Raw genomic sequence first — 13,988 nt, 5'->3', positions numbered from 1 at the left:
CGTTAGGGTGGATGATCGGCGGCTGTCCGGTCGCATCATCCGATCCCGAGGAGCATCCGTCGTGATCCGCACACCCTCCGCGCGCATGCGAGGTCTCGGCCGCACCGCCGTCGCCGCCGCGCTCACCGCGTTCGTCGCCGTCGGCGCACTTCTCGGCGGGGCGTCGAGCGCCGTCGCCGCCGAAGACGGCGAGACCTACGTCATCGGCACCGACACCACGTTCGCGCCGTTCGAGTTCACCGACGCGAGCGGCGACCTCGTCGGCATCGACATGGATCTGCTCCGCGCGATCGCGAAGGATCAGGGCTTCGAGGTCGAGATCCGTCAGCTCGGATTCGACGCGGCCGTGCAGGCGCTGCAGGCGAACCAGGTGGATGCCGTCATGGCCGGCATGTCGATCACCGACGAGCGCAAGCAGACCTTCGACTTCAGTGACCCGTACTTCACCAGCGGCATCCAGCTCGGGGTGCTCGAGTCCAGCGACATCCAGTCCCTCGACGACCTCGACGGCGAGGCCGTGGCGGTCAAGACCGGTACCCAGGGACAGACCTTCGCCGAGGAGAACCAGGACGAGTACGGCTTCAAGGTCACCCCCTACTCCGACACGACCGACATGGTCGATGCCGTGAAGGCCGGCCAGGCGGTCGGCTACTTCGAGGACTTCCCGGTGCTGGCCTACGGCATCCAGCAGGGCTCCGGGTTCCGCCTGGTCGGCGAACCCGAGCTCGGCGGCGAGTACGGCTTCGCGGTCAACAAGGGGATGAACCCCGAGCTCATCGAGATGTTCAACGCGGGCCTCGCGAACCTGCAGGAGTCCGGCGAGTACGACGAGATCGTCGACACGTATCTCGCTGGCGGCGAGACGTCGACGCAGGCGACCGACATCATCTCGGTCGCGGTGCAGTACTGGCCCGCTCTCATGCAGGGCCTCTGGCTGACGATCCTCGCGACCCTCGTCGCCCTCGTCGCCGCCTTCATCCTCGGACTGGTGTTCGGGTTCGGCCGCATCTCGAAGTTCGCCCCCTTCCGCTGGCTCGCGACCGCCTACGTCTTCGTCTTCCGCGGCACGCCGATCCTCGTCCAGGCGTTCTTCGTCTTCTTCGCCATCCCGCAGCTGTTCCCCGGTCTGACCTTCAACCCGTTCGTCGCCGGTGCGATCACGCTCTCGCTCAACACGGGTGCCTACATGACCGAGATCATCCGCGGCGGCATCCAGGCCGTCGATCCCGGGCAGACCGAGGCCTCGCGCTCGCTCGGCCTCGGGCACTGGAAGACGATGCAGAAGGTCGTCCTTCCGCAGGCCTTCCGCATCATGATCCCGTCGTTCGTGAACCAGGGCATCATCACCCTCAAGGACACGTCGCTGATCAGCGTGATCGGCCTGGCCGAGCTCACGTTCGTCTCGCGCCAGATCATCGCCTCCACCTATCTGTCGGCACAGGTGCTGACCATCGTCGCCATCATCTACTTCGTCGTGATCACGCTGCTGACGCTGCTCGCGAACCGCCTGGAGAGGAAGTTCAACGCATGAGCAAGATCGAGGTCCGGGGTCTGCACAAGTCGTTCGGGGACAACCAGGTGCTCAAGGGCATCGATCTCGCCGTCGAGGACGGAGAGGTCATCGCGGTCATCGGCCCGTCGGGTTCCGGCAAGTCGACGCTGCTGCGCTGCCTGAACAAGCTCGAAGAGCCCACGTCGGGCCACATCGTCATCGACGGGGTGGACCTGACCGACAAGAGCGTGAAGCTCGACGAGGTGCGTCAGCGCATCGGCATGGTCTTCCAGCACTTCAACCTGTTCCCGCACATGACCGTGCTCGAGAACATCACCCTCGCGCCGATCGAGCTCGGCAGGCTGTCGAAGGCGCAGGCCCGCGAGCGTGCGCTGTCGCTGCTCGACCGCGTGGGCCTGGCGGAGAAGGCGGATGCGAAGCCGGCATCCCTCTCCGGCGGTCAGAAGCAGCGCGTGGCGATCGCCCGTGCGCTCGCGATGGACCCCGAGATCATGCTGTTCGACGAGGCGACGAGTGCGCTCGACCCCGAGATGGTGGGTGAGGTGCTGCAGGTGATCCGCGACCTCGCGTCGGGCGGCATGACCATGGTGCTGGTCACGCACGAGATGGGCTTCGCCCGCGAGGTCTCTGGTCGCACGGTCTTCATGGACGGCGGCGTCGTCGTCGAGGAGGCCCCGCCCGCCGAGCTGTTCGGCGCCCCGAAGAACGAGCGCCTGAAGGACTTCCTCTCGAAGGTGCTCTGAGGCACGGTCTCTTTTTTGCCGAGCCGCCCCTTTGCGTGCGAGCCGCCCCTTTGAGGACGCGCTCAAGGGGCCGGTTCGCGCAGAAAGGGCCGGGTCGGCGGGCTATCGGCGGGGAGCGACGGCGGGTTCGGATGCTGTCGCTCGAGGCCTGTGTCGGCGAATCGTCGCACTGACCAGGGCCGCCACCGCGCACAGCCCGGCGGCGGCGAACCACGCGAACGTGTACTGGCCGGTCTGGTCGCGCACGATCCCGGCGAGGATCGATGCGATGCCGGCGCCGATCTGGTGCGCCGCGAACACCCAGCCGAAGACCAGCGGGCCCTTGGTGCCGAACACCTCGCGGCAGAGGGCGATGGTCGGCGGGACCGTGGCGACCCAGTCGAGCCCGTAGATCACGATGAAGACGATGATGCTCGGCTGCACCTCGGCCGAGAGCAGGCTCGGCAGGAACAGCAGGCTCACGCCGCGCAGGGCGTAGTACGCGGCGAGGAGGATGCGGGGGTTGACGCGGTCGGTCAGCCAGCCCGAGAACACGGTCCCGACGATGTCGAAGACGCCGACGACTGCGAGCAGGCCCGCGGCTGTCGTCGTCGCCATCCCGTGGTCGTGCGCGCTCGGGATGAAGTGCGTGCCGATCAGGCCGTTGGTGGTCGCACCGCAGATCGCGAAACCGATCGCGAGGGCCCAGAAGGTCTTGGTGCGCGCGGCATCCCGCAGCGTGGTGAGCGCGAGTCGTGCCGCGCCCCAGGCCGAGCCGCGCGGAGTCGGCGCCGGCGCTGAGTACGGCTCGGTCTCGCCGTAGCGCGTGACGCCCAGGTCACTCGGTCGGTTGCGCAGGAAGATCCAGACCAGGGGTGCGACCGCGAGTGCTCCTCCCGCGATGATCAGGGATGCTCCCCGCCAGCCGACGTCCTCGGCGGCCGCGGCGATCACCGGCAGGAAGATCAGCTGTCCGGTGGCGCTGCCCGCCGTGAGAACCCCGGAGACGAGCCCTCGCCGCGTCGCGAACCAGGTGTCGGTGATGGTGGCGGCGAACACGAGGGCCATCGATCCGGTGCCGAGCCCGATCAGCACGCCCCAGGTGAGGATCAGCTGTCCGGGCGTCGCGACGAAGACGCTGAGCGCCGCCCCGGCACCGATCACGAACAGCGCGACGACGGTGACCGCGCGGATGCCGAAGCGCTGCATCAGCGCAGCCGCGAACGGGGCGATGAGCCCGTAGAGCAGGAGGTTGATCGAGACGGCGAGCGACAGCTCCGCGGTCGTCCACCCGAACTCCTCCTCGAGCGGAACCATCAGCACACCCGGGGCCGCGCGGAACCCGGCGGCGCCGATGAGGGCGATGAGGGCGACGAGCGCGACCGTCCACGCGGGGTGGAAGCGTCGCGGCCTGGCGACGGGACCCTCGGTGGGCGGGGTGCCGGTGGGCTCCCCCACCGACTCGGCGGTCACGCCGCATCTCCCGCGAGCAGCGCGAACGGGGCATCGCCCATGCTGCGGCGTGCCCAGCGCGTGCTGTCGGCGTCGAGCGGCGCCGCGCACGAGGCGCACCAGTCGGCGGATGCCGCGACCGCGCCGCACCGTCCGCAGGTCACCGTCAGCCCCCACTCGCCCTCGGGATCGGTGGCGCGGGTGAAGCGCGCGTAGGCGTGCAGGATCGGAAGAGTCTCGCGACCGGCATCCGTCATCCGGTAGCCGGATCGCGGGTCGTCGTCGCGGAGGAGTAGACCCGCTTCGACCATCGAGGTCAGGCGTCGGGCGAGCACCGAGTCGGCGGCTCCGGTGGCGTCGCGCAGCTGATCGAAGCGGCTCCGGCCCGAGAACAGCTCGCGCAGGATCAGGAGCACCCACGGGTCGGCCAGCACATCGGCGGAGCGGGCGATCGGGCAGGTCGTGGAGGACCAGTCGGAGCGGAGCGGCATCCGCCTACTTTCTTGAAGAAAGCGAGCGAAGTCAACAGCGTGACCTCCGGAAATCGGAGGATGGCAGGAATCTCGGATGATTCGGCAGGAATCCTCCGAGAAACGTGCGATCGCCCGAATTCCGGCGGAGGAGGAGCCGGGTCGGGAGACTACTCCGCGACGCGGGCGGCGATGTCGGTGCGGTAATGCGAGCCGTCGAGGCGGATGCGCCCGATCGCCTCGTAGGCGCGGTCGCGCGCGGTGCGGAAGTCGGATGCCACAGCCACGACGTTCAGCACCCGGCCGCCGGTCGCGACCAGCGATCCGCCCGGCGCGTCCGGGCTCGCCGTCGCGGCATGCACGAGGCGCACACCCTCGACCGCAGCGGCATCCTCGAGTCCTTCGATCGGGCGCCCGGTCTGCGGAGCTTCGGGGTAGCCCTCGCTCGCGAGCACGACCGTGATCGCGACGTCGTCGCTGAAGACCGGCTGCGGCTGGTCCTCGAGGGTGCCGGATGCCGCGGCGAACAGCAGCTCGGACAGCGGGGTCACGAGGCGGGGCAGCACGATCTGCGTCTCGGGGTCGCCGAAGCGCGCGTTGAACTCGATCACGCGGACACCGGCGGGAGTGAGGATGAGGCCCGCGTAGAGCAGGCCGATGAACGGGGTGCCTTCGGCGTCGAGCTGACGGATGACAGGGAGCGCGACGTCGCGGGTGACCTCGTCGACGAAGGCCTGCTCGCTGCCGAACTGCTCGGCGAGCCACGGCAGCGGCGAGTAGGCGCCCATACCGCCCGTGTTGGGGCCGGCGTCGCCGTCGAGCGCGCGCTTGAAGTCCTGCGCGGGGCTGAGCGCGCGGACCGTGTCGCCGTCGCTCAGGAAGAACAGCGAGACCTCGGGACCGGACAGGAACTCCTCGACCAGCACGGGACCCGAGGGGAGATAGTGCTCGGCGTGGGCGAGGGCTTCCGCGCGGTCGGAGGTGACGATGACGCCCTTGCCCGCGGCCAGGCCGTCGGCCTTGACCACGTACGGAGCGCCGAGTTCGTCGAACGCGGCCTCGACGTCGGCGATGGTGGAGGCGCGCACGGCGCGCCCGGTCGGCACGCCCGCGGTATCCATCACCCGCTTCGCGAACGACTTCGAGCCCTCGAGCTGCGCCGCGGCCTTGCCCGGTCCGAACACCGGCACGCCGTGTGCGCGCAGGGCATCCGCGACACCAGCGACCAAGGGGGCTTCGGGTCCGACCACGACGAGGTTGATCGCGTGCTCGTTCGCGAACGCGGTCACCGCCGCGCCGTCGAGCGGATCGACCGTGACGGGGGTGGCGTCCTGCGCGATGCCGGCGTTTCCGGGGGAGACGAAGATCTCGTGCTCCGCCTGCTCGGCTCGCAGAGCGAGGATGATCGCGTGCTCACGAGCACCGGAACCGAGGACGAGAATCTTCACCGGTCCAGCCTACCGAGCGTGGCCGCCGCGTTTCGGTGTGCGCGTGCGGCGTTCACAATTCAGTCGAATCGGGATGGAAGGTGCGTGCCGGGGGAGTTCCGGTGCGTTCCGGACGAGTTCTTGCTGAATTGTGAACACCGATGGACGCTCTCTCGCCCCGCTGCGCGGGTCAGAGCTCGATCGGCCGCTCGACCGTGCGGTCCCAGGGCTGAGTCCAACCGGCGGCGTCGAAGAGGGCGTCGAGCACCATGGCCGTGAAGCCCCACACGATCGTGCCGTCGACGTCGAACGCGGGACCCGAGAACGTCTGCCCCATCCGGTGCAGCGCCGAGGTGAAGCGGGTCTCAGGGTCGAGAAGCTGTGCGACGGGGACGCGGAACACGTCCACGGTCTCGGCGTGATCGACCGCGACGACACGGGAGGGGGACCGCCACCAGCCGAGGACAGGGGTGACCAGGTGGTTGCTGGCAGCGAGGGGGATCTCCGGCAGCGTCGCCAGCACCTCGACGCCGGCAGGGTCGAGGCCGGTCTCCTCCTGCGCTTCGCGGAGCGCGGTGGCGATGGCATCGGCATCCTGCTCCTCGCGTCGCCCGCCCGGGAACGAGACCTGACCGGGGTGCGACGACAGGGTGGCGGCCCGGCGCTGCAGCAGCACGTCGAGATCGGCGGCGACGGTCCGCTCGTCGGTCCGTGCCGGGATGCTGTCGAGCCGGCCGAAGAGCACCAGCACGGATGCCGGATGGGCGCCCATGGGGACTGCGGGGAAGCCCTTCGTCCACCCGTCGCTGCGCTGCGCGGTCGCGAGCAGCTCGGCGCGGGCGCCGTGCATGGTGTCGGGGTCGGGGCTCATCGACTCGAGCCTATTCCTGTCCGGTGGGCGTCGGGGCGAGCGCTCGAGCGGAGGCGTACCCTCGTTCTCATGCCTTCCCGCAGGATCGACATCATCGACGGACGCACGGCCCTCGACGCCGTGCGCGCCGCGGACGCCGCCGGCTCGACGCCCCAGCGCACCGATCTCGCCACCGCCGTCCGCTACCTGCTGCAGCTGCTCGACGAGAAGGCCCCGGGCAACAGCGTCGAGGTGCGTGTGCCGCCGTTCGGCGCCGTGCAGGTCATCCAGGGGCCGCGGCACACCCGCGGGACGCCGCCGAACGTCGTCGAGATGGATGCCGCGACCTGGATCGCTCTCGCGACCGGCGCCGAGGCCTGGACGGATGCCGAGACGGCCGGCCGCATCGCGGCCTCGGGCACCCGCGCCAGCCTCGTCGACGTGCTGCCCCTGAGGCCCTAGCCTGCGACGTGACCCCTTCGACAAGCTCAGGGATCCAGGACTGGGTTGCTGAGCCTGTCGAAGCATCGTCGGGTGGGACGGTCACGTGCCTCAGCGCCGCGCGACGACCAGGGGCACGCCGGTGACGGGGTGCGGGAAGACATCGACCGGCTGGCCGTAGACCTCCTCGATGCGCGCGGCCGTGAGGACCTCGGCGGGCGATCCGGACGCCACCACGCGGCCCTCCGACAGCAGCGTCACGCGATCGGCGTGCGCGAGGGCGGCGTTCAGGTCGTGCAGCACGATCGCCACGGCGACCCCGGCGTCGGCTCGTGCTCTGATCAGGCGCATCACGTCTTCGTGGTGCTTGAGATCGAGCGCGGCCGTGGGCTCGTCGAGCAGCAGGATGCCGGTGCTCTGGGCGATCACGCGGGCGAGAGCGACGCGAGCGCGCTCGCCGCCGGAGAGCGAGGTCACCGCCCGGGCGCGCATCGCCGTCACCTCGGTCAGGTCCATCGCCGAGGTCACCGCGAGATCGTCGTCGTCCGCGGCGGGGGTGCGAGCCCAGGGCGTCCGCCCCATCCGCACGACCTGTTCGGCGCTGAACGGGAATGTCACGGCGTTCTCCTGCAGGAGCACGGCGCGCTGCTGAGCCAGGATCCGTGCGCGCACGCCGCCGATCGGCTGATCGTCGAGGGCGACCTCGCCGGCCGCCGCGGGGACATCGCCGGCGAGCACACCGAAGAGCGTGGTCTTGCCGGCGCCGTTCGGTCCGACGAGCGCGTGGATCTCGCCGGCGCGGATCTCGATCGCGGCATCCTCGAGGATCGCGCGGCCCTCGCCGACCCGCACCGTGAGCCCGGTGCCGCGCAGCCGCACGGTCACGCCCATCCCCCCGAGCGTCGACGCGTGCGCACGAGCAGCCAGAGGAAGAAGGGCCCGCCCACGAGCGAGGTGATCATGCCGATCGGCAGGTCGGCCAACGGCACGGCGGTCCGCGCGACGAGGTCGGCGACGGCGATGAGCAGCGCGCCTCCGACCGCCGACGCGATGACGAGCGGCAGGTGCGCGGGGCCGATCATCATGCGCATCAGGTGCGGCACGACGAGACCCGCGAAGCCGATGATGCCGGCGAAGGCGACGGCCGCGCACACCAGGATCGCGACCGTGACGATCACGACCATCCGCAGCAGCTCGACGTTCAGCCCGAGGTGCCGGGCGGTGCGCTCGCCGAGTGCGAAGAGGTCGAGGCTCGGCGCGACGATGAGGGCGACGACGACGCCGATCCCCACGAGCGGGGCGATCAGCTGGATGTTCGACCACAGGGCGCCGTTGAGCGAGCCGAGCTGCCAGAACACGATCTGCTCGCGGGTCGAGGTGGTGCCGAGGAACGTGAAGAACGCCATGCCCGCACCCGCGATCGCGTTGATCGCGATACCGGTGAGCAGCAGCGTCACGACCTCGGTGCGCCCGCCGGAGCGGCTGAGGAGGTACACCGCGAGCACCGCCGCGAGGCCGCCGAGGAAGGCGAAGGCCGGCGTGGTCCACATCCCGAACGTGGCAAGGCCCAAGGTGATGCTGCCCGCGGCACCCAGTGCGGCACCCGACGAGACGCCGACGACGCCGGCATCCGCCAGCGGGTTTCCGAAGATCGCCTGCATGAGCACACCCGAGACGGCCAGGGCGGCGCCGACGAGGAGTCCGAGCACGAGCCGCGGCATCCGGATGCTGTTGATCACGCCGTAGTCCGTCGAGGCGGACGGAGCCCAGGCGGTGTCGATGCCGATGCCGTGCAGGAGCACGCCGATGAGGTCGGCGGGGGAGAGGTCGTACTGTCCGCTGGTGATCGATGCGATGCAGGTGACCACGAGCGCGACGACCAGGCCGACCATGACCAGGACGAAGCGCAGTCCCCGATGTGTGCCCGGCGTCGAGGTGACGACCTCCGAGGTCGCTCCCGCCGAGGTCACTTCTGCGGCTCGGGCGCGTACAGGGCGCGAGCGAGTGCGCTGATGACGTCGGCCGAGCGCGGGCCGAAGCTGAGGATCTCGCTGTCGGCCATGTCGATCACGCGACGGTTGGCGCCGGCGGGCGTCTCGGCGACCGCGGGGATCCGTTCGATGAGTCCGTCGATGCCGCCGACGGACTCCAGGCCGTCGGTCATCATGACGAGCACGTCGGGGCGCGCGGCGACGAGCGCTTCTGCGCTCATCGGCTTCATGCCCTCCCAGCCGATCTCGCCGGCGACGTCGACACCGCCGACCGCCTCGATCAGCGAATCGGCACCGGAGTCCTCTCCGAAGATGTAGTAGACGTTCGCGCTGCCGCGCACGTAGAGGAACAGCATCCGAGCGCGATCTTCCTCCGCGGCGGGGACCACGTCGGCGATCTCGGCGAGGGAGGCGTCGAGCGCGAGAGCGAGCCGCTCGATGAGCGCTTCGCCGCGGCTCGGCACACCGAGGGCTGCGGCGATCTCGGCGACCAGCTCGTCGGTCGTGTCAATGCGGCGGTCGCTGGAGATGACGACGACGGTGATGCCGGCGTCGCGCAGCTGCTGGCGGATCTCCTTCGGACCGATCGAGGTGTCGGTCAGGATGACGGTCGGGGCGAGCTCGAGGATCGCCTCGGCGTTGAGGGTGTGGCCGGTCTTGGTCACCACGGGAAGGTCTTCCGTGCCGGCGAAGCCGGTCGACGAGTCGCGGCCGACGACCTGGTCGCCGAGGCCGAGGGCGAACACCGTGGCGGCGATCGTGCCCGAGATGTCGATCGGGAGGATGCGATCGACGTCGGTGATCTCGACCTCACGACCTTCGCTGTCGGTCACGGTCACCGGCAGTTCCGGCGCGGTGTCGTCGTCGACGGCCTCGATCGCCCGGCTCGACAGGCAGGCGGTCGACCCGCCCGTGACCGCGCGCACGTCGTCGACCAGTGCAAGGGACGAGAGCGGAGCGGATGCCGACGGGCAGGAGTCCGTCGCCTCGGATGGGGCTGCCGCGGTCGCACCCGGCTCGGCGCACGCGGTGAGGCCGACGGCGAGTGCAGCGGCGAGGAGGAGGGCGAAGGCGCGACGCATTAGGCAAGGCTATCCTAAAACTTGACGCGCTCCGTGGGCTCCCCCTACGCTCGGGACCATCGGCTTCTTAGCTGAGCCTAACCAAACCTCATCCCTTCGCCCGACTGCATTGCGGCACCGCCGGCGCGCGTGTCCGCGTGCCCCGGGGTCCGGAGAGAACCCGTGAACGACACAGCCATTCCCCTTCGAGCGAGCAGCCGCCTTCGCGTGCTCATCGCCGCTCTCGTCTCCTTCCTCCTCGTCGCTGCGGGAGCAGTGGTCGCCGCCCCCGCGCACGCTGCGGACGGCAGCGTCGGCGCGAGCGTCACGGACGCCTCGACGGCGGGTGTGACCGTGCAGGTGGAGGCATCCGGGCTCCCGGACGTCGCCGGCGCATATGCCGCGCTCATAGTGAAGGGCACCGAGGGCTCGATCTCGGCGGGCGGCGGATACGCGGCGTTCGCGATGCCGTTCCCCTCGGTCAGCGGCGGGGCGACCTCGTTCACGCTCACGGCTCCCGCCGGATCGCTGGACCGCACTCAGACCTACGAGGTGCTGGTCTGGCAGCAGCACTCGAACCCGGATGCGACGACGATCTACGCCCGGGGCGACGTGGAGATCACCGCGGAGCAGTGGGATGCCGTCTTCGGCGCGGAGCCGGGCACCGACCCCGGGACTGACCCCGGGACTGACCCGGGCACGGACCCGGGGACCGATCCCGGCACTGATCCGGGCACGGACCCCGGCACCGATCCGGGCACGGACCCGGGGACCGATCCGGGTACCGACCCGGGCACGGATCCCGGCACCACGCCCCCGGCATCCGCGTCGCTCGAGGTCTTCCTCGGTGACGGCACCACCCCGGTGGCGGACACCGTGCTCCAGGCCGGCGACACGATCGTCGTGAAGGGTTCGGGCTACGACCCGACCGCGAACGTCGGCGGACGCGGGGCGCCGATCCCGGCGAACCTCCCCCAGGGCACCTACGTGGTCTTCGGCAACTTCGCCTCGAACTGGCAGCCGTCCGGCGGCGCGGCATCCGCGACACGCTCCGTCGGTGCGCAGGGATGGGCCCTTTCGGAGTCCGTGCTGGATCAGGTGCCGGCGCAGTATCAGGGCGCGATCCGCGCGCAGTGGGTCGCGCTCGCCGATGACGGCACGTTCCAGGCCACGCTCACGCTGAAGGATGCCGCGGCCGCCCCCGGTTCCTACGGCGTCTACACCTACGGGGCCGGTGGCGTCGTGAACGCCGACCAGGAGCGCAGCGTCGCCCTGAACTACGTCATCCCGCCGAAGCTCGCGATCTCGGCCGCCCTCGCGACGGCCGAGCCCGGCATCACCGCATCCGTCACGGGAACGGGCTTCGGCAGCGACACCGGCGTCTACGCGGCGCTGATCGAGACCGGCACCGAGGCGGATGTCACCGCCGGCGGCGGCTTCCTCGCGATGCAGTACGTGCGCGGGATCTCCGGTGGTGCGTTCTCGGTCGACCTGACTGCTCCGGTCGACAAGCTCGACCGCACGAAGACCTACGAGGTGATCGTGTGGAAGCAGCACACGATGCCGAATGCCGACACCATCCTCGCTCGTGGCGCGGTCGCGATCAGCGACGCCGACTGGGATGTCCTGTTCCCTGTCGAGGTGCCGATGGTCGAGACCACGGTCAAGACCGCCACCGCTGCGGATGGTCTCACGGTCACGGCCGCCGGCTCGGAGATGGGCACGAATCCCGGCGCGTACGTCGCGCTTATCGAGGCCGGCACCGAGGCGGGCGTCACCGCCGGCGGCGGCTTCCTCGCCATGAAGTACGTCCCCAGGATCGCTTTCGAGACGTTCTCCGTCGACCTCACGACGGCCGCCGTCACGCTCGACCGGACGAAGACGTATGAGGTGATCGTCTGGAAGCAGCACACCCTCCCGAAAGCCGACACGATCCTCGCGCGCTCGACGGTCACGATCACCGAGGCGCAGTGGGACGCGCTGCTCGGAAAGAAGCCGGAGGAGCCGAAGCCGCCTGTGACCCCCGTCACGCCGCCGGCGAACGTCCCCGGCGGCTCGCTGCGCTGGGCGATCTCCTCGTCCTTCGCCGACTACGTCACCGGTCCGATCGCGCAGGGCTCGATCTCCGTGTCGGGCGGCGCGACGCGCTCCGGCGGACAGTTCCAGTTCGGTCAGTCCGTCGGCGGCGACTTCGACGTCGCGACCGGTGTCGGCAGCGTCGTCTATCGGGGCTCGGTGCGCTTCACCGGCCATCACGGGGTGCTCGACATCACGCTCTCCGACCCGGTGATCCGCGTCACGTCCTCGAACAGTGCGACGCTGTTCGTGTCGAGCGGCGGGGCGCAGGTGGCCTTCGCGACGCTCGACCTGGGGAATGCCGTGCGCACGACGGCGAACGGTGCCGTGAGCTACACCGCGGCTCCTGCTGCGCTGACGGATGCCGGACGCGACCGGGTTCTCTCGGGCAACTCGACCACGCTCAACCCGGTCAGCTTCACGATCGGCTCCGCATCGGCGGCGCCCGCTGGAACGTCGGGCACGATCGCCGCGGCATCCGTCACGAAGAAGCCGACCCTCCCGGCCACGCCTCCCTCCGCCGAGGGGATCGTGATCGACGAGAAGAACCTCGCCGCGCTGGGAGCGGGCAAGGCGGCGACCGTCGCCGCCGCGGGCTTCCAGCCGAACGAGGAGGGCATCCAGGTCGTCGTCTACTCGACGCCGATGCTGCTCGAGACCGTGAAGGCGGATGCCACCGGCGTCGCGACCTGGTCGGGCACGCTGCCCGCCAGCCTCGAGGACGGGGCGCACACGCTGACGTTGCAGGGATCCGTCGACCGCGGCCTCGCCTTCACGCTGAACCGGGCGGCGACCGTGATCGGCGCCTGCACGGTGGAGGGTGCGACGCTGAAGTGGGGCTACAAGGAGTCGTTCCGCACGTACATCGAGGGCATCGCGAAGGGCGGATGGACGCTCACCGACGTGGCGTACCAGTACCCGGACTACGTCTGGGACTCCGGCGCCGGCTCGTTCGACGACAAGACGCTCGCCGGGCTCGTGACCTTCGGCGGCGCGATCGCCTTCACGGGCCACGAGGGTGCGCTGAACACGACGCTGGCGAACGCGCGGATCGAGCTCGCCGGCGACGCCGGATACCTCGTGTTCGACGTGACCGGCACGACGCAGGATGGCGCGAGCGTCGACCAGAAGGGCGTCCGCCTGGCGGAGTTCGCCCTGGCGGATGCCGCGGTCGTCGACGGGGCGCTGTCGCTCGACGCCGTGCCCACCACTCTGACCGCGGCCGGTGCGGCGGCGTTCGGCACGTATGCCGCGGGTGAGGCGCTCGACCCGGTCACCGCGGTGATCCCGGTGAATGCCGAGTGCGGATCAGGGGTGCCGGCCGAGGACGAGTCCGACGCGACCGCCGCGGTCACGGCCGTGACCGCACCGGCAGCCGCGGAGGGTGCCCCGGTGTGGCCGTGGATCGTCGGCGGCCTGGTCGTCGTCGCGCTCGCCGCCGCGGGCGGGGTGCTCATCGGCCGCCGCAGCCGCACGAGCGGTGCCGCCGAGGTGACGACCGAGGTCTGATCCGATCGGGCCGCAGCGGCACCCCTGCAGGTCCGGATCACGGTTGCAGGTCGGAATCGACGATTTCGACCTGCAACCGTTCCTTCGACCGACAGGTGAGCCCGTCCGCACATCCGGTGTCGTGCCCTGCAGAACGGTGGGACAATGGAGGCATGGCCACCACCGACACCCACCGTACCGTCGAGGCGACCGTGCGTCGCGTGCCTCGCTACGGCGTGCTCATGGGCATCGGCGTGGTCGTCGGCATCATCGCGGCCGCCATCCTGACCTGGAGCGGCAGCTTCGAGCAGTCGCAGGCGCTCGACGTCGTCTACCCGCCCGGTCAGGTCTTCGGCTTCCTGCTGCTGTGGACGGTGCCGATCGGTCTCGCGCTCGGGGGCGTCGTCGGCATCATCATGGAGCGCGTCGCGCGCCGTCACGATCGCGTCGTGAAGGTCGACCGGGAGACCGTCGTCGAGACCGACTGATCGGTCGCC

At 70.3% G+C, this 13,988-nt stretch carries 12 protein-coding genes; 5 read left to right on the top strand and 7 right to left on the bottom strand.

The features are described from left to right. Positions 1-61: 61 nt before the first annotated feature. Positions 62-1,531 (top strand): amino acid ABC transporter substrate-binding protein/permease, encoded by a 1,470-nt coding sequence (locus tag ABD648_RS10150; protein ID WP_282214833.1) that lies wholly within the window; start codon positions 62-64, stop codon positions 1,529-1,531. Beyond that, entirely contained in the window at positions 1,528-2,256 is a 729-nt protein-coding gene (locus ABD648_RS10145; RefSeq protein WP_282214832.1) for an amino acid ABC transporter ATP-binding protein, read from the top strand. The genes ABD648_RS10150 and ABD648_RS10145 overlap by 4 nt, the downstream gene beginning before the upstream one ends. Before the next feature lie 102 nt (positions 2,257-2,358). Here ABD648_RS10145 and ABD648_RS10140 read toward each other — a convergent pair whose 3' ends face one another. The 4 genes from ABD648_RS10140 to ABD648_RS10125 form a co-directional block, all read right to left on the bottom strand. Next, entirely contained in the window at positions 2,359-3,708 is a 1,350-nt protein-coding gene (locus tag ABD648_RS10140) for an MFS transporter (RefSeq protein ID WP_425561704.1), read from the bottom strand. Further along, the gene (locus ABD648_RS10135; RefSeq protein ID WP_282214831.1) at positions 3,705-4,178 is read right to left on the bottom strand and encodes a winged helix-turn-helix transcriptional regulator; all 474 of its coding nucleotides are present in this window, start codon (positions 4,176-4,178) and stop codon (positions 3,705-3,707) included. Before ABD648_RS10135 ends, ABD648_RS10140 begins: the two co-directional genes overlap by 4 nt. A 149-nt stretch (positions 4,179-4,327) precedes the next feature. Beyond that, positions 4,328-5,605, bottom strand: a complete 1,278-nt coding sequence (gene purD / locus ABD648_RS10130; RefSeq protein ID WP_282214830.1) for a phosphoribosylamine--glycine ligase — start codon at positions 5,603-5,605, stop codon at positions 4,328-4,330. Between the two features lie 169 nt (positions 5,606-5,774). After that, positions 5,775-6,455, bottom strand: coding sequence for an NUDIX hydrolase (locus ABD648_RS10125; protein WP_282214829.1), 681 nt, complete (start codon positions 6,453-6,455; stop codon positions 5,775-5,777). A gap of 69 nt (positions 6,456-6,524) precedes the next feature. Here ABD648_RS10125 and ABD648_RS10120 point away from each other — a divergent pair, with 69 nt between their 5' ends. Continuing rightward, positions 6,525-6,896 carry a sterol carrier family protein gene (locus ABD648_RS10120; RefSeq protein ID WP_282214828.1) on the top strand — a complete coding sequence of 124 codons (372 nt, stop codon included), beginning with the start codon at positions 6,525-6,527 and terminating at the stop codon, positions 6,894-6,896. Between the two features lie 90 nt (positions 6,897-6,986). Here ABD648_RS10120 and ABD648_RS10115 read toward each other — a convergent pair whose 3' ends face one another. The 3 genes from ABD648_RS10115 to ABD648_RS10105 all read right to left on the bottom strand — a co-directional run bounded on the left by ABD648_RS10115 (position 6,987) and on the right by ABD648_RS10105 (position 9,948). After that, positions 6,987-7,766 carry a heme ABC transporter ATP-binding protein gene (locus ABD648_RS10115; RefSeq protein ID WP_344708972.1) on the bottom strand — a complete coding sequence of 260 codons (780 nt, stop codon included), beginning with the start codon at positions 7,764-7,766 and terminating at the stop codon, positions 6,987-6,989. Next, positions 7,757-8,767, bottom strand: coding sequence for a FecCD family ABC transporter permease (locus ABD648_RS10110; RefSeq protein WP_425561729.1), 1,011 nt, complete (start codon positions 8,765-8,767; stop codon positions 7,757-7,759). The genes ABD648_RS10115 and ABD648_RS10110 overlap by 10 nt, the downstream gene beginning before the upstream one ends. 74 nt (positions 8,768-8,841) lie before the next feature. Next, positions 8,842-9,948, bottom strand: coding sequence for a heme/hemin ABC transporter substrate-binding protein (locus ABD648_RS10105; RefSeq protein WP_282214826.1), 1,107 nt, complete (start codon positions 9,946-9,948; stop codon positions 8,842-8,844). Between the two features lie 162 nt (positions 9,949-10,110). On the opposite strand from ABD648_RS10105, the gene ABD648_RS10100 reads away from it, so the two are divergent. Together ABD648_RS10100 and ABD648_RS10095 are read left to right on the top strand one after the other, a co-directional pair. After that, positions 10,111-13,512: an HtaA domain-containing protein gene (locus tag ABD648_RS10100; RefSeq protein WP_282214825.1), complete on the top strand. Its 3,402-nt coding sequence runs from the start codon at positions 10,111-10,113 to the stop codon at positions 13,510-13,512. Between the two features lie 152 nt (positions 13,513-13,664). Further along, positions 13,665-13,979, top strand: coding sequence for a potassium transporter Trk (locus ABD648_RS10095; protein ID WP_282214824.1), 315 nt, complete (start codon positions 13,665-13,667; stop codon positions 13,977-13,979). The last annotated feature ends 9 nt before the right edge of the window (positions 13,980-13,988 follow it).

The organism is Microbacterium luteolum, assembly GCF_039533965.1.
GTDB classification, from domain to species: Bacteria; Actinomycetota; Actinomycetes; order Actinomycetales; family Microbacteriaceae; genus Microbacterium; species Microbacterium luteolum.
This window is presented reverse-complemented; position numbering and strand designations above follow the sequence as displayed.